We start from the raw sequence: 17,415 nt of genomic DNA, 5'->3' as shown, positions 1-17,415 counted from the left end.
TCTACCTAACATCCAGACCTGCGATCTGCTTTTTATATTCGGACGGCAGTAACAGGTTTTTGGCAATCCCGTCTAACCGGAATTTCCTGCTCAGTTTATAGAGCGGTACTGCCGGCAGAAGGAACGAGATCTTCCTGAATTTCAGGAATTGTTTTACCTCTGCTGGAACTACCAGGATCTGGGCTTCGATCAGTAATCGGTAGCGCAAGACGCCCAGCTGCCTTTTATACTGCAGGTACAGATCCTCTGTGAATTCTGATCGGATAAGGTTGCGCTGTAAATGAGCCTGTCGTTCCGGCAACCATTCTTTGTAATTCCCGGGAAGATCCTGCAGCCCCATTCCTTTTCCTACCCGGTAGAAAACCCGGTACACTTCTTCCTTTTCTGCAAGTGACAACTTCCTTTCAAGCAGCTCATAGGATGCGATAGAATAATAGATAAGCATATACAACACATCACGGTATGCCCAATCAGGGATCTCATAACCCCGGGCCTTTTCCAGGTTGATGTGGATCGTGGCCATAGTGGCAATTGCCTTTTCCGCCTCTGCTGAAGGCGCAAAAACAATCCTTTTTGCATAGTTAACGGTTGAGAACAACCTTCCTATGGGATCGGATGGCAGCTTCCCGGTGTAATAGAGCCAGTCTACCGCTTTATTCAGGGCAAATTCGGCCGCACCCCCTGCAAAGATGAAGAGGATGGTGTCACTCTTACCCCAGATCTCCCGGACGATACTATCTTCCTGAACAAAGTTTTTCATGATCACACTAAGTTAATGAATACATGAAAAAGGAATTATATTCTTAACCCTATACAGCACTGGGATAACAGGTTTTCCAGAAGACGACCCGGCAACAACTACACAATATACCTGGGCAGATGAATATAGAGCTGGGGTATACTACCCTCCACTCCCCGGTTATAAGTTAACCGAAGGCAATGCAGGAAACACGCAGACGCTTGTATAAAATCCGGGATATTTCCCTGAATAATTAAAAGTCAAGGATTTTATTCAATCTCAGGCTACCTCTTCCTCCTCGTTGACAGTCTCTTCTGTTTTCTCAATAACCTTAAAATGTTCCAGCTGCTCCTCTTCTCCTGTAAAGTATGGGAAGACATCCATGATGGGCGATTCCGTGATCGAGGGAACGCTGTAATCACCCATGGTGCCCTTCATGGCGGTAATGGTATTGTCATAGGCTTCCTTTACATCGTTAGCCTGTACCAACAGGTAGATATTGGATTTTTTTTCCTTGCCGCTTTCTTCATCATAGGCTATCAGTGAAACCTTAGACTTGAACCAGCGGTCCGAATTCTCGTAGGGATGTACCTCGGAGAAATTTGCGACCTTGATATTAGTGATCATAAATTCTTCACTGGTGTAGGCCGCCATCTCCTCGTTGATCCTTGCTTCAGCCTCTGTATAGGAGATCGCATCCAACAGGTAGGTCTCTGTTGTCATTTTCTGCTCTCCCGTTTCGTGGGTCTTCCTGTACTTTACCTTGCACTCATACCAAGTTACGCTCATATCTTTTGTTTTTGGGGTGTCAAATATAGATTTTTAAGTACATGAGAAAGACCGGTAAGAGCAGGAAATATCCACAATTTCCTATCCCGCTCATCCTCTGCGTTTCCCATGCAAATTTTAACATATCGAGCATATCTTAGCCGTTGGTAATAGTATTTACCTAAATTCGAAACCGTGTTGAATCCTTCCCGTCTCAGACGATAAGAACATGATAATTTTAATTCATATAAACCCGGACGAAATATGAAAGCCTGGCTACCGCTACTATCCCTCTTATTGCTTTTAGGAAGTTGTAGAGAGACTAAAGACCGTAATGAAATACAGTTGGTAAGATCGCAGACAGCTCACGGGTTTGCCCGGCAGGCGTGGCAGATGGATTCTCTCTACAGCAGGATGGCCATTCCGGAACAGGAAAATAACTTGCAGTGGAAAGCCGTGATAAGTCCGCATGACGACTACAGTTATGCCAGTTCACTTTACCACGAGGCGCTTCGCGGAGTTAATGCTCCGAACATTATACTTATAGGGGTTGCGCACCGGGCACGGAATTTTGGACTGCAGGATAAGATCGTGTTCGGTAATTATTCACACTGGGAAACCCCTTACGGGAAGATAGCGGTATCCCCGGCGAACAGGGAGATCATGGATAAGCTGCCCGCAGAACACTATATAGTCCATGACAGCATGCAGCTTATAGAACATTCCCTGGAAGCGATAGTGCCATGGATACAGAGAAAGAACCGCGACACGAATATCATTCCCATTCTTGTTCCCTATATCAATTACGAGGATATAGAGACGATTAGCAGTAAGCTGGCTGAAGCAGTAAACCAGGTCATGGAAGACAGGAACTGGAAATTTGGGAAAGACATCGCAATTGTGATCTCCAATGATGCCGTTCACTATGGAGACCAGGAATGGGGAAGTACCTCGGATATGGCCCCGTTTGGCACAGATTCCGCCGGGACGGCTGCAGCCCGTGAAAAAGACCTGGAGATCATCGATCGATGCCTGACCGGGGAGATCAGCAGTGATAAAATTAAACTTTTCACGGAATACACTGTACAGGAAGAGGATTACAAAGAATACAAATGGGTTTGGTGTGGCCGGTACTCGGTGCCTTTCGGACTTGCATTTGCCAACCGGCTCAACCAGGTACAGCACGATCAAAATCTTAAGGGAACATTCCTTGGGTACCAGAGCAGTATCGACCACCCTGCAATCATGGTGGAAGACCTGGGGATGGAAACTACGGCTATTGCCACAGACAGGCACTGGGTGGCGTATACCGCAATTCAATATGAATAATACAATACCCGTATAACAAATGGAGCAGAAAGTAAAGCTCGGGCTTAAGAATAACTGGCTGCAGTTTACCATCCTGGTAATCGTAAATGCTTTTGTAGGCGGAATGGTCGGCCTGGAACGTACTCTTTTCCCGGAATTCGCCGAGTTAGAGTTCGGGGTAGCCTCTAAAACGGCCATACTGTCTTTCATCGTGGCCTTTGGAATGACCAAAGCGCTCACCAATTATTTCACAGGGAAATTAGCGAACCGCTTTGGTCGGAGGAACCTGCTCCTTCTTGGCTGGGTATTCGCTCTTCCCATTCCTTTTATCCTCATCTATGCCCCATCCTGGAACTGGGTTGTATTTGCCAATGTTCTACTGGGGATCAACCAAGGGCTTACCTGGAGCAGTACGGTTGTCATGAAGATCGACCTGGTCGGGGAAAAGGATCGTGGACTGGCCATGGGCATCAACGAGTTTGCAGGATACTTCGCAGTAGGCGTTGTAGCCTTCCTGACAGGGATGATCGCGCAGGAATACGGTGTAACGCCCTATCCCTTTTACCTTGGGATCGGTATTTCTATCCTTGGATTAATCATAACCCTGCTCTTTGTTCGGGATACACGGCAATTTGTCAGGATGGAACAAAAGACCAATGAGACCCGGCAACTCGAAAATGTTTTCATTCAGACCTCCTTCAGGGATAAGACCTTAAGTTCCATAACCCAGGCCGGCTTAGTGAATAACCTGAACGATGGAATGATCTGGGGGCTTCTCCCAATGCTGTTGCTTTCCCTGGACTTCAGCCAGCAGAACATAGGTATCATTGCCGCTATCTACCCAGCGGTTTGGGGGATAGGACAATTGTTTACCGGGAAAATGTCTGACATCTATTCCAAGAAAGGGATGCTGTTCTGGGGGATGCTTATGCAGGGGCTGGCCATTCTTCTGATCCCAACCCTAACCGGGTTCTACCAACTGGCTGTCATTGCCACTTTGCTGGGCCTCGGAACTGCCCTGGTATACCCCACTTTTTTATCGGCCATTTCCTTTGCCACCCCACCACGTCAAAGGGCGGAAAGTATAGGGGTTTTTAGGTTATGGAGAGACCTGGGGTATGCCATTGGAGCTATACTATCGGGCATCCTAGCAGACCTTTTCGGGATATCCTTTGCCATTTTCACTATCGGTGCCATTACGGTACTCTCATCCCTAGTAATCAAATTCCGAATGCCAAGGGATTATAAAGGATCAGAGGGCTGATGACTGTAAATTTTGGAACCACTAAATCAGACGGAAGGTATTTCCCGGGGACAAGTCCCTCCCCTCCCCGGTCTTAAATTACGCCTCTTCCCTGCACCAAGCTTGCAGAAAGGATTATAAATAATTCTCCGGGAATTCATCCAAAGGAGAATCTACTTATTGTTCTAAATAATCTCTATATTTCTGCTTTGTTACTCCTTAATCAACCGACCACATCATAGATACCAGTACATGAAAACCATCCAATTTCTTCTGATCGCATTAATGATAATTCCCTGCTCGCTTCAGGCCCAAAGACGAAAGTCGCGCAATACCCCACCCCCACCTATAGTCCATGACAGCCTCTTCCATGGCTTGCAATGGCGGAATATCGGCCCTTTCCGGGGAGGTCGCAGTGTGGCTTCAAGCGGAGTAGTAGGGCAGCCTATGACCTATTATATGGGCGGTACCGGGAGCGGGATCTGGAAAACCACCGATGACGGCATCAGCTGGAAAAATATTTCTGACGGTTTCCTGAAGACAGGGACGGTAGGTGCCATCGCGGTTTCCGAAAGCAACCCGAACATCGTTATTGCCGGGATGGGAGAACATGCGGCCCGGGGGGTGATGACCTCCATGGGAGACGGTGTCTATAAGTCTACCGATGCCGGCAAGACCTGGAAACATATTGGCCTGGATAATACCAGGCATATCTCGGATGTCATCATACATCCCACGGACCCTGACATCATTTTTGTCGCTGCCCAGGGGGCCCAGTACGGATCATCCGAGGATCGCGGTATATACAGGTCTGAAGATGGAGGAAAAAACTGGGAGAAAGTTCTTTACCTGGATGCTACAACCGGCGCTTCTTCCCTGTCTATGGATATGAAGAATCCGCTTATACTTTATGCTGCAATGTGGCAGCACAGGCGGTATCCCTGGACCATGGAATCCGGGGGAGCCATGTCCGGCTTGTTTAAATCTACCGATGGAGGTGACAGCTGGGAAAAGATGAAAGACGGACTGCCAAAAGAGTTTGGAAAATCTGGAATCTCGGCATCCCGGGCAAACCCGGAACGTGTATACGCGGTGATCGAAGCAGAAGGTGAAAAAGGCGGGGTGTACCGTTCTGATGATGCAGGTAAGAAATGGATGCAGGTAAATAAAGACCGGGTGAATATCGCCAGGTCCTGGTACTACATGGAGATCTTTGCCGACCCCCAGGATGAAAACAAGGTTTACGTGCTCAATGCACCCGTCATGAAATCGATAGACGGGGGGAAATCGTTTTCCAATCTCCCGACTCCGCACGGGGATAACCACCATCTCTGGATCCACCCGGAAGACAACAGCAAAATGATCAACTCTAATGACGGGGGAGCCAATATCTCGAATAACGGGGGGGAAAGCTGGAGTTCCCAGGAAATTCAGCCAACTGCTCAATTCTACCGTGTAATCACCGATAACCAGGTGCCTTACCGGGTCTATGGCGGACAGCAGGACAATTCTGCCATTTCTATTGCCAGCCGCACGAATGGGCGGGGAATCGACTGGAAAGACTGGTATTCTGTGGCAGGGTGTGAAAGTGCCTACCTGGCGTTCGACCCTGATAAGCCGGACGTCATCTACGGCGGATGTTACCAGGGTATCATCGAAAAATGGGTCAAAGCTTCCCGGGAAGGGAAATCCATTAAGGAATATCCCGAACTGGCTCTTGGAAATGTACCTGCCGATTTTAAGTACCGTTATAACTGGAATGCACCTATAATAACTTCTCCGCATAACCGGTCTACCATCTACCATGCCGGGAACGTGGTTTTCAGATCCACTGATGAAGGACAGAGCTGGACTGTCGTAAGTCCCGACCTTACCCGGGATGAAGAAAGCAAACAGGGCCCCGGCGGCGGACCTTATACCAACGAAGCCGCAGGAGGTGAGAATTATAATACCATCATGTACCTGGTAGAATCTCCGCATGAAGAAGGAGTGCTCTGGGCCGGTTCAGATGACGGACTGATACACCTGACCCGCGATGGAGGTGAGAACTGGGTGAATGCTACTCCCCAGGGCCTGCAGGAAGGTATTGTGAACAGCATAGAAGTATCCCCTCATGACCCGGCCACGACCTATGCTGTCGTAATGCGCTACAAATTCATGGACCTGCAACCTTATATTTTTAAGACCACTGATTACGGGCAGACCTGGACTAAGATCGTAAACGGGATCAGTGACCCCCATACCTTCGTAAGGGTGGTCCGCGAGGACCCGGAAAGGAAGGGACTGCTCTATGCGGGTACAGAGACCGGCTTATATATCTCGTTTAATGACGGAGCCCATTGGCAGCCCTTCCAGCTGAACCTCCCGGTGGTTCCCATCAATGATATGACCTTCCAGGACAACGACCTGGTCTTAGCCACAGCAGGTCGCTCTTTCTGGATTCTGGACGATGTCGGGGCCATACAGAATGCTCCTATTACCAACAAGTCGATCGAGCTGGTCCCACCTAAAGACACCTATCTCCTTTTTGGGGGCAGTACGGATAAACCCGTGACCGGACTGGGACAAAATCCCAGGCAGGGAGTGACCATAGATTACTACCTGGGGCAAAAGGCAGACAGTACGGAGCTCACCCTGGAAGTGCTGCAGGACGGGGAAGTTATCAGGACATACAGCAGCAAGAAACAGGAAGATTTTAAATCATGGCCGGGAGGTCCTTCCAAACCGGAAGTATTACCTGCGAAGAAAGGGTATAACCGCTTTACCTGGGATTTCAGGAAAGAATCGCTCCCCGCAGTGGATAAAGTATTTGTTTACGGCAATTACGACGGCTCCCGGGTGGCCCCCGGCACCTATCAATTGCGGTTGACGTTCGGATCTGAAACTTCTGAGACCGAAGTGAATGTACTCCCTAACCCTAACATCGATGCCACTGCCCAGGATTATAAGGAACAACAGGAAATGCTGGACAAGATCGCGCAGACGATATCAGATATGCATGAAGCTGTCAACCAGATGCGATCCGCGAAAAGCCAGCTGAAAACCTATACTGATCTATTGGAAGGCAGGGAAGAAGCAGATACCCTGTTGACTAAAGGCAAGGAACTGGTAGAACGTATCAACACCTGGGAAGAGAACCTTATTCAACCTGCCCAGAAAACATTCCAGGATGTGATCAACTTCAATAACCGGCTTAATGCTGAATTCATGAACTTAAGGGACTACGTAGATGCCGCTGAACCCAAAGTTACCCAGGGTGCACGGGAGAGAATGCAGGACCTGCAGTCTCAATGGAAAGTATATGAACAGGAGAAAGAGGCTATTGTAAAAACGGAAATGGCAGCCTATAATTCACTTTACAACTCACTGGGATTACCGGCCATTATTTTGGAAGACTAGCCTATGGACGATAGAAAAGCTCCTTGGTATTACCTCCTGTTATTAATTCTCGCCGGGGAATCGGTCTTTATCCTGCCCTTCGTACTGGCCCGGGTCTTCAGGCCCACGGTACTGCAGGTATTTGAATTAGACAACCTGCAACTCGGCCTGTGTTTTTCTGTATACGGGATTGTTGCCCTGGTCTCCTATCTTTTCGGAGGTCCGATAGCTGACAAGTACCCCCCTCGTAAACTTATCGCGGTAGCACTCTGGATGACAGCCCTGGGCGGTCTGTTGTATGCTACCTTCCCTAGTTACTCTGTACTGAAATTGCTTTACGGGTATTGGGGATTCACGACAATATTTCTTTTCTGGGCACCTATGATCAAAGCCACCCGGGTCTGGGGAGGAACTACTTCCCAGGGGAAGGCCTTTGGTTTCCTCGATGGCGGTCGTGGCCTTGTGGGTGCACTCTTCGGGGCACTGGGTGTACTCATCTTTTCCCTGTTCATCACCGGTGAAGTTTCAGAAGTAAACATATCAGAAAGCAGGGCTGCTTTCAGGCAGGTGATCCTGGTTTGCTCCGGCATAGTGGTGATCGTAGGCCTATTAGTGTGGATCTTTATGAAACTGGATACCACGGTTGAGGAGACCATAGTACTTAAAAAGATCGAACTCGCCCAGGTAAGTGCTGTATTACGCCTGCCCTCGGTCTGGCTATTGATGGTCATTATTCTCTGCGCATATGTAGGTTATAAGATCACTGATGTTTTCTCGCTATATGCCCAGGACGTGATGTTATACGACCAGGTTCAATCGGCCCAGGTGGGCACATTTTTATTGTTTGTCCGCCCGGTTATCGGGGTAATCATAGGGGTGCTGGCAGATCGCACCCAGACTACCTACTGGCTCTTAATAAGTTTTGTAGTTGCTTTTTTTGGCGCCATATTATTTGCCTCGGGCCTGGTGACGGCATCGGTCTCGGGGCTGTTTTTCCTTTCTATTCTGATCGTAGCGGCAGGGGTATATGCCGCCCGATCGCTCTATTTTGCCGTCATGCAAAGAGGCCGGATTCCCCTGGTACTCACAGGTACCGCCGTGGGAATGATCTCCCTTATCGGCTACACCCCGGATATTTTTGCCGGGCCGGCCATGGGTTATTTACTGGATAATTCGCCCGGGCTGGAGGGGCACCGGGACGTATTCCTGATGATGGCATTGTTTTACTTAATAGGTGGGATCGCTGCCTGGTATTACTTCCGCCTTTACCGAACAACAAAAGAAGAGGCCGTCAAAGAAAAATAAGTTTAATATGTTTTCCCTGCCATCAGCTTAATGAGTGCCCTGCCTGATCTCTGCTAATTTTTCGCGGGCATTCTTCCCGGTAGGGCCTTCCGGATCCATGGACAGCGCTTTATTATACAGGGCAATCGCCTGCTCGTTGTCCCCTGATTTCCAGTACGCTTCTGCAAGGCTATCCCAGGCGTTGGCTGATTCCGGGAACAATTGGGTCACAAAGCCGAAAATTGCGATAGCTTCTCCGTAATCTGCTCTATTCAAGACCATGTAGCCCGTATTATTGAGTTCGGCTTCAAAATCGAAAAATTTATAGGCAGGGTCGGCCATCATCCGCTTGGTTTCGGACATTAATTTCTCTTGCTGCCCGCTTTTGTATAGATCGGTCATATACTGCATAGGGTCCGTAATGAAGTTTTCAGAATCAAAGTTCAATGCAGTTTCCAGGACAGGATCCTGGTTGGTCCTGTACTCTTCGAAACTCATTTCTACCGCGATATGAGGAGCAAGCCATGGCGCATTCTGCCACTGGGGTTTATCCTGCCACCAGGCCCAGGACAAAAAGACCGGAATCTCACTATTTGGGAGAGTTACCTTGTTATTGTCACCGTAAAAATTCACGTTCTCTGAAGTGGGTTCCCCTACGAAAATAGCATTGGTATAATTGTCCAGTTCAAGTACCAGGTTCTGGCAGGCCGAGAAAGTGCGCCTGCCCAGGATCACGAAAAACTTCCCAGGTTGGTTGATCTTTTCAGAGCGAATGATCCCGGTGACCACTTCCTTATTATTAAAATTGTTTCCACCCCCGTTAAGGCGTACGTCTAACACCAGTTTATCAACCTCGTATTGATCAATAAAGTCGAACACCCGCTGATAAAAGGAAGGGATATCCTCTTCAGGATCGTGAAAGACCGAGCTCTGCCTTACGTAGACCGTTTTTTCTTCAGGCAGGTACGTATAATAATAGTGCTTATCCAGCTGTCCCAGGTAATGCGGGGTAACAGATTGATCACGGGCTTCCAGCCAATCCCCATCCTGTTGTATCAAACTGTAATTTACAGGAGGGCGTTCTCCCTTTGACATGGCCCTGAATTCATGAGTAAACGTCTTACCGTTCTTCTCCAGGGTCAGGGTAACTGTTTCAGATAATTCCGGGGTTATCCCCGTCGCATGCAGAACTTCCGGGAAACGCAGGTAATTAATACCAAAGGCTTTAAAATATTGTTCATTTTCTGCCGGCACCACTGGGTAAATAGCTTCCAGGGCTTTATCTATCGGCATTCCTGCCACAGCGACGACTTTGGCACCCAGGGCTCCCGAATGTTCCTTATGGGTGCCTTGGATATACATCCCATCCTGGAATTGATAAAGGTTAAAAGGAAAGTTCCGGAAATCGTAGGGTTCCTGCCGGAAGCTGATATCAGTATGCCCGTATTTGAACATAGCGATAATTTTTGCCAATCCGACCACCACTTCGTGATCCTGCATTTCCGGGATTGCCTTATGGAGCGAGGCTACTGCGCGGTCAAATTCTTCCTTGGTGGTTTTCTTAAACAGAAATGCATAATCCTTGTGTACTGTTTCCTGCAGGAAGCTGAGATCTTCCTGCCATTGTTGAGCCGTCAGGGTAGCCTGCGATTGTACTTGATATGAAAAAGCTAAAATGAAAAGGAAAGTCAGAAGTTTCATTACGGTATGGTTTAAAAGTATAGTGTCTACATGGTATAAGATGTTATTTCTGGCAAAATGTTACAGTTTAGCACGAAAATAATGGTCTGAATGTCATGTTATTACTGATTTCAAATACTGGTTCCCGGTCAATTTTCATCCTTCGGAACAGCCATCATAATTGGTAGAATGTTTAACTTCCCGCCCGAAAAAGAATTCCGGCTACTGAACTGAAACCTATGGCTCGGATCTCTTAATATTTAATTCCCATGCGCCCTTTTAAAAAATATCACGCCCTTGTCCTGTTTCTTATAGTCAGCCTTGTCCTACTGGCTTCCTGTAGCCGCAAAACTTTAGGCAGCGCGGTCAATACCAACCATGCTTCCGTCATAGAAAAACCATACGTGATACTGGTATCACTTGATGGCTTCCGCTGGGATTATGTCGATCGATTTGACCCTCCCAACCTGCTTGACTTTATCGAAAATGGTGTCCAGGCAGCTTCACTGATTCCGGCCTTCCCCTCTAAAACCTTTCCGAATCACTACACCATTGCTACCGGCATGTACCCCGATAAACACGGCTTGCTTGGAAATATCTATTACAATTATGAAAAGCAGGAGATGTATTCCATAGGGAACCGGGAAGTGGTTGAGGACGGTACGTATTACAAGGGAACTCCGATCTGGGTGCAGGCAGATAAAGCGGGAATGGTTACGGCCAGTTTTTTCTTCGTCGGTTCCGAAGCCGATATACAGGGAAAACACCCGACATACTATTATAATTACGATAGTAAGATCACTAATGAAGAGCGCGTGCAAAAGGCTCTCGAGTGGCTTAGACTGCCCGAGAAAAAAAGACCACACCTGATCACTATGTATTTTTCAGATATGGATGATGCCGGGCATCGTTATGGGCCTGATGACGATGAAAAGATCGGTAAAGCCCTGCTGGAGCTGGATGAGGACCTCGGAACCTTGTTCCGTGGGATAGAGAATACAGGACTCCCTGTTAATGTGATCCTGGTATCCGATCACGGGATGTACAATGCTACGGTTGAAAACCTGCTGCCTATAGAAATGGTGCAGGACACCAGTAAATACCATGCGATCAGCAATGGTGCTATAGTCAGCATACATCCTAAAGGAGAAAATAAAGTGAGTGATATCTATAACCTTCTGAAAGAAAAGGAATCTGATTTTAAAGTGTACCGCACCGAAGAGACGCCCTACTTTGAATATGAACCGGAAAATAAGGATTGGGGACCGCTGCAACTGATCCCGGATCCCTGGTATTATTTCAGCAGCCAGCGAGCAATTGATAAGAGGAAGCAATCCTCGCAAAAGGTCTTCGGATTACATGGGTTTGATCCCCAGCTAAAAGATATGCACGGCATACTCTATGCCAATGGCCCGGCCTTTAAGAAGGGTTCCAGTATTCCTTCAATACAAAATATCCACCTTTACCCCCTGATCTGCAAGATCCTGGGACTGGAGATTCCTGCCAACATAGATGGAAACCTGTCCGTCACAGGAAAAGTCCTGGAATAGAAGATTAATGCTAAATTTATAAGCCATTTAAATTTTCGAGATTGTCATCACTAATCAAATTCCGGGAATTACGAAACCTTACGCAGGAAGAGTTAAGTCAGCATGCCGGGATATCCGTCCGTACCATTCAAAGGATCGAGGCAGGCACACCCCCAAAAGGGCATACCCTTAAAGCTTTAGCCAAAGCATTGGGGGTAGAAGAGACTGACTTGTTGCCCCGCCCTGAAGAGACCCCTTCAGTAAATATTCCATTGATGAAACTCGTCAACCTTTCTTCCCTACCGGTAGCATTTATCCCTCCCCTAAATATCCTGTTACCCCTGACTATCCTGCTCATTAAAAAGGATTTTAACCCCGTCAGCAAGCAACTGATCACCGTGCAGATTCTATGGAGTCTGGCTGCAGCTTTTGTTTTCGTTCTCAGCTCTTTTGTTGGCAAATGGCTCTCTTTAGGCAGGGTATTTATGCCTGCCGTTATGCTGCTCCTGGCCCTGAGTAACATCTTCATCATCCTGGGAAATGCCGCTGCATTGGACCGAAAAGGCCGACTCTATTTCCGTCTGAATTTCAGCCTCTTTTAGTTCCTGTCAGGTTTTTGACGGGTATTTGACGGCTGAAAATCATGCCTTCGAGTGAGTGATTTTAGAATCTTTGTTGGAAAAATCAACCCTATGAACCAAAAGTTTTTATTCATCATTACCTTATTACTGACGGGCTTTTTTAATACAATAGCACAAGAAAGTCACAACTCTGAGCTATTCCTGGAGCTTAAAGCACAGGACAGTATTTTTTTTGAACGTAGTTTTAACCAGTGCGACCTGGAATACCTGCAAAGGAATATTTCTGATGAATTGCGATTTTACCACGACCAGGGGGGAATGCAGGACAGGGAACAATTTCTGCTGAACACGGAGAAAAATATCTGTTCTAATCCTGATCTAAAACCTGTACGCCAAGTAGAACCCGGCAGTTTGGAGGTCTACCCGCTCTACCGGGACGGGAAGTTGTATGGAGCTGTTCAGCATGGCAAACATAATTTCTATATCAGAGAACCCGGGAAAGAAGACCGATGGACAGGGATTGCCAGGTTCACCCATCTCTGGCTGCGTAAGGATAAATCCTGGATACTTACCGAAGTCTTAAGTTATGACCACCGCGAACCCCGCCCCGAGGAAATCGAAACAAGGAAATTGAACCGCTTATTACAAGAAAACAATGTGCCTGCAGTAGGGCTGGCTATAATAGAAAAAAGGAAACTTATCAGTACCAGCGTTTACGGCAGCCTGGATGGAGTAATACCTGCTCCCCCTAATACTATTTTTAAAGTTGCCTCCCTTACCAAACCGGTTGTTGCCCTCACTACGCTCCGTTTAATAGATCAGGGAAAACTGGACCTGGATGAACCCTTGTACAAATACTGGGTGGATCCGGATCTTAAAGAGGATAAACGCTATAAAAAATTAACTCCCAGGTTGGTGCTGAGTCACCAGACCGGCTTCCCCAACTGGCGCTACCTGGATGAAAACAATAAACTAACTTTCCAATTTGACCCCGGCACAGGTTACCAGTATTCAGGTGAAGGTTTTGAATACCTCAGGGAAGCCATTGAAAATAAGCTTCAAAAACCGATAGAAGACCTTGCGCATGAATTGATTTTTAAACCGGCCGGGATGACCGATACCAGGTTTTGGTGGGACGATTCTATGGACGAATCCCGATATGCACGAAATTTCGATGTTGCCGGGGAGCTTATCCCTACAAATAAATATTATGAAGCCAATGCAGCGGCAAATCTGCTGACTACGGTTACAGATTATGGGAGATTCCTGGAGTATGTTATCAATGGTGCCGGCCTGTCGACTAAACTATTCCGGGAGATGACCAGGAAGCAAGCGGAGGTCGGGGAGACGAGTTACTTTGGCCTTGGTTGGGAGATCCTTACAGGTTTCACCCAGGGCGAGTATGCTCTATTACATACGGGTAAAGACCCGGGAGTGAGTACCCTGGCGATTATGTTTCCTGAATCCGGGAATGGATACCTGATATTCATGAACGGAGATAATAAGGATAAAATATACGAAACCTTACTGACCCAGAAATTATACCTCGGTAATGAACTTTGGAATTCCAGGTAACCGGTTGTTTTACATCACAATTAAGCCCTGATGTCCCGGTTTTTTGAGCTTCTAAATATTGGAAAAGCGACAACTTCCCTTCTGCTGCCTTCTTAATTTTAAAGAAAAACAGTATGAGGTCAATTTGGAATGGCTCAGTAAGTTTTGGCCTGGTCTCCATCCCTATCAAGATGTACAGTGCCACGGAAGACAACGCCTTGGGTTTTCACCTCCTGGATTCCCAGGATAACTCGCGCATCAGGAATAAACGTGTTAACGAAAATACGGGAGAGGAAGTAGCCTGGGAAGATATAGTAAAAGGATACAAAGAAGGGGATTCATATGTGGTCCTCGAGAAAGAGGATTTTGAAAGGGCCAACATGAAAAAGAGCAAGACCATTGATATCGAGGAATTTGTGGATGAAATCGAAGTGTCCGACCTCCTCTTTAAAAGCCCATACTACCTTGAGCCCCAGAAAGAAGGAGGTAAGTCCTATAACCTGCTCAGAGATTCTCTAAAGAAGACCAAAAAACTGGGTGTAGCAACCTTTGTAATGCGTCAGAAAGAGCATCTCAGCCTTATAGGCGTGTATAAAGATGCTTTGGTGTTACATGTCATCCGCTTTGCCGACGAGATCCGCGATCCCGCCGAGCTGAAATTACCAAAGACCAAAGTGTCTAAAAAAGAGGTAGACATGGCCTTGTCCCTGATCGAGAATTATACATCTTCCTTTGAACTGGATAAATACAAAGATGTCTATAACAAGCAATTACTTAAAATTATAAAGAGTAAGAAAACCGGGAAGAAGATCAAGACCGAAGAGGTAGATACCACCCCGACAGCGGCAACGGACCTGATGGCCAAACTTAAGGCGAGCCTGGAAGCTAAAAAGAAAAGCAAAGCTTCATGAAGTGGGACTAGAGCAGTACATCAAAAAACGCGATTTTAAAAATACCCCGGAGCCGGGAGGAGAATATGACCGTGGCAACCGCCTTCGTTTTGTAATCCAGAGGCACCAGGCGTCGCGTTTACATTATGACCTGCGACTGGAAATGGAAGGTGTCCTTAAAAGCTGGGCTGTACCCAAAGGTCCTTCTATGAATCCAAAAGACAAACGCCTGGCGATAGAGACCGAGGATCACCCGGTAAAATACCTGCATTTCCAGGGTACCATCCCCAAAGGCAATTACGGGGCAGGAGTTATGGATATATGGGACTCGGGCACTTACCGTATCGAAGAAAAAGACAAAGGCGACAGCCCAGTCTCCCAGTGGAAGAAGGGAGATATGAAGATCATATTTTCCGGTTCTAAGATAAAAGGGCAGTTTGCATTGGTGAAAACAAACCGGGGCGAGAAACAGAACCAATGGTTACTGATAAAAAAGAAGGATGAATTTTCTACCGACCTGGAATATGATGCTGAAATATTCATTGGGCAGAGAAGCAGCTCAAAGGACGGTAGTGGGCGGGAAACAAAAATTAGAAAAATTGAGCCAGGGATATTCGTAAAACCCATGTTGGCCAGCCCTGCTAAGAAGATCTTCAATGACCCGGGATACATCTATGAACTTAAGTGGGACGGTTACCGAATGCTCTGCAATGTAAAAAAAGGCAAAGCAGAATTATATTCCCGGAATGGTTATTCTTACAATTCCAAGTTCGGGATTCTTAAAGACGAACTGGAATCCCTTCCCCATGATTGTATCCTGGATGGAGAGGTAGTGGTATTGGAAAAAGATGGCACCCCCAACTTTCAAAAACTCCAGAATTATAGTGCCAAAACCCAGGGTACACTCAGATATTATGTCTTTGACATCCTTTACCTGAATGGGCATAATACCACTGAGTTACCCCTGTTAGACCGGAAAAGTCTTTTGCCGGAATTACTAGAAGACCTGGAAAACGTGGTGTACAGCGACCATGTTAAAGGAATGGGGACTGCCCTGTATAATAAGGCGATCAAAGCAGGCCTGGAAGGGGTAATGGCCAAGGAAGCAAAAAGCACCTATTCCCCGGGATTCAGAACCGAAAAATGGCTTAAGGTCAAAGAATCCTCTACCGAAGATGCCCTGATCTGCGGATATTCAGATTCGTTAAAGGGGGGAGGAAAATTTGGCTCGCTTATCTTAGGGATGTACCAGGAGGGCTCCCTGGTTTACGTCGGTAATTGCGGGACAGGCTTCTCTAATAAAGAACAAACCCGGCTGTTGAATAAATTGAAAACCCTTGAACGGGATGACAGTCCGTTTGGGAAGAAAATAAATCTAAAAGGCAGGAAACCCCACTGGACAGAACCAGTATTGGTATGTGAAGTAAAATTCTCGGAATGGACCAGTTCCGGGCTCATGAGACACCCGGTATATATGGGTTTAAGAGAAGATAAGGATGCTGAGGAAGTCCAGGGCACTACCCCCGCGAACAATACTAAAGACAAGAAGTCCGGGACATTGGAAATTGACGGGTTACAGGTGCCGGTCAGCAACCTGGAAAAGGTATACTGGCCCGGGGAGGGATATACTAAATATGATCTAATTGATTACTATATCCAAGTTTCCGAGACCATTTTACCTTATTTAAAAGACAGGCCCCAAAACCTGCACAGGCATCCCAATGGCATAGACAAACCCTCATTTTACCAGAAGGATAACGAACATTTGCCTTCTTGGGTCAGAACATTCACTGTCTACTCGGAATCCTCCAAAAAAGAGATTGACTACCTGCTGTGCCAGGATGAAGCAACATTGGTTTATATGGCTAATCTGGGATGTATCGAATTAAACCCCTGGAATTCGACCATAGAAAAACCGGAACATCCAACTTACACCGTCATCGATATTGATCCGTCTTCCGGGAATAGCTTTGAAGAGGTCATAGAAGTGGCCCAGGTTGCCAAAGAAGTACTGGATACCGCAGGGATCCCGGGATATTGCAAGACCTCCGGCTCAAGCGGGTTGCATATTTACATCCCCCTGGAACAAAAATATTCTTATGAGGAAGCGAGGGATTTTACAAAGTTATTGTGCTATTATATTCACGATAAATTGCCCAAACTCACCAGCCTGGAAAGAGCAGTAAAAAAAAGAAAGAATAAGATCTACCTGGATTATTTACAAAATCGTAAATCCCAAACCCTGGCTGCCCCTTACTGCGTGAGGCCCAGACCCGGCGCGCCGGTCTCCATGCCTTTGGATTGGAAGGAAGTTAAAAGCGGACTGGAGATCCTGGACTTTACCATAGAGAATACAGCAGGACGAATTAAGAAAAAGGGAGATCTCTTTAAAGCTGTTCTGGGAAAAGGTATCGATATGGAAAAGGCCATAGACCATCTATCGGGATGATAGTAATTGCCG

General features: G+C 46.9%; 12 protein-coding genes. 9 read left to right on the top strand and 3 right to left on the bottom strand.

The features are described 5' to 3' along the window. Position 1 precedes the first annotated feature (1 nt). Together CLV82_RS04370 and CLV82_RS04365 are read right to left on the bottom strand one after the other, a co-directional pair. Positions 2-760: an oxygenase MpaB family protein gene (locus tag CLV82_RS04370; protein WP_133643063.1), complete on the bottom strand. Its 759-nt coding sequence runs from the start codon at positions 758-760 to the stop codon at positions 2-4. A gap of 258 nt (positions 761-1,018) precedes the next feature. Continuing rightward, positions 1,019-1,528, bottom strand: a complete 510-nt coding sequence (locus CLV82_RS04365) for a DUF4494 domain-containing protein (protein WP_133643062.1) — start codon at positions 1,526-1,528, stop codon at positions 1,019-1,021. A 243-nt stretch (positions 1,529-1,771) separates the two neighbouring features. Between CLV82_RS04365 and amrB the strand changes: the two genes are divergently transcribed. The 4 genes from amrB (at position 1,772) to CLV82_RS04345 (ending at position 8,741) form a co-directional block, all read left to right on the top strand. Beyond that, positions 1,772-2,836, top strand: a complete 1,065-nt coding sequence (gene amrB / locus CLV82_RS04360) for an AmmeMemoRadiSam system protein B (RefSeq protein WP_133643061.1) — start codon at positions 1,772-1,774, stop codon at positions 2,834-2,836. 19 nt (positions 2,837-2,855) lie between these two features. Continuing rightward, the gene (locus CLV82_RS04355) at positions 2,856-4,079 is read left to right on the top strand and encodes an MFS transporter (protein WP_133643060.1); all 1,224 of its coding nucleotides are present in this window, start codon (positions 2,856-2,858) and stop codon (positions 4,077-4,079) included. Between the two features lie 231 nt (positions 4,080-4,310). Beyond that, entirely contained in the window at positions 4,311-7,457 is a 3,147-nt protein-coding gene (locus CLV82_RS04350) for a VPS10 domain-containing protein (protein WP_133643059.1), read from the top strand. A gap of 3 nt (positions 7,458-7,460) precedes the next feature. Then, a complete protein-coding gene (locus CLV82_RS04345; protein WP_133643058.1) occupies positions 7,461-8,741 on the top strand; it encodes an MFS transporter in 1,281 nt (426 codons plus the stop codon). A 27-nt stretch (positions 8,742-8,768) separates the two neighbouring features. On the opposite strand, the gene CLV82_RS04340 is transcribed toward CLV82_RS04345, so the two are convergent. Next, positions 8,769-10,421 carry a tetratricopeptide repeat protein gene (locus CLV82_RS04340; RefSeq protein WP_133643057.1) on the bottom strand — a complete coding sequence of 551 codons (1,653 nt, stop codon included), beginning with the start codon at positions 10,419-10,421 and terminating at the stop codon, positions 8,769-8,771. A gap of 248 nt (positions 10,422-10,669) precedes the next feature. Here CLV82_RS04340 and CLV82_RS04335 point away from each other — a divergent pair, with 248 nt between their 5' ends. From CLV82_RS04335 to ligD, 5 genes are all read left to right on the top strand, one after another. Continuing rightward, positions 10,670-11,950, top strand: a complete 1,281-nt coding sequence (locus CLV82_RS04335) for an alkaline phosphatase family protein (RefSeq protein ID WP_133643056.1) — start codon at positions 10,670-10,672, stop codon at positions 11,948-11,950. Between the two features lie 41 nt (positions 11,951-11,991). Further along, on the top strand, positions 11,992-12,531 hold the full coding sequence (locus CLV82_RS04330; protein ID WP_133643055.1) for a helix-turn-helix domain-containing protein: 540 nt from the start codon (positions 11,992-11,994) through the stop codon (positions 12,529-12,531). Between the two features lie 90 nt (positions 12,532-12,621). Beyond that, positions 12,622-14,085 carry a serine hydrolase gene (locus tag CLV82_RS04325; protein WP_133643054.1) on the top strand — a complete coding sequence of 488 codons (1,464 nt, stop codon included), beginning with the start codon at positions 12,622-12,624 and terminating at the stop codon, positions 14,083-14,085. Between the two features lie 113 nt (positions 14,086-14,198). Then, positions 14,199-14,975, top strand: a complete 777-nt coding sequence (gene ku / locus CLV82_RS04320) for a non-homologous end joining protein Ku (protein ID WP_133643053.1) — start codon at positions 14,199-14,201, stop codon at positions 14,973-14,975. 1 nt (position 14,976) lies between these two features. Then, complete coding sequence (gene ligD, locus CLV82_RS04315) at positions 14,977-17,403, top strand: DNA ligase D (RefSeq protein ID WP_133643052.1); 2,427 nt, start codon at positions 14,977-14,979, stop codon at positions 17,401-17,403. Positions 17,404-17,415 lie beyond the last annotated feature (12 nt).

Origin of the sequence: Zeaxanthinibacter enoshimensis (assembly GCF_004362865.1) — a bacterium.
GTDB lineage: Bacteria > Bacteroidota > Bacteroidia > Flavobacteriales > Flavobacteriaceae > Zeaxanthinibacter > Zeaxanthinibacter enoshimensis.
This window is presented reverse-complemented; position numbering and strand designations above follow the sequence as displayed.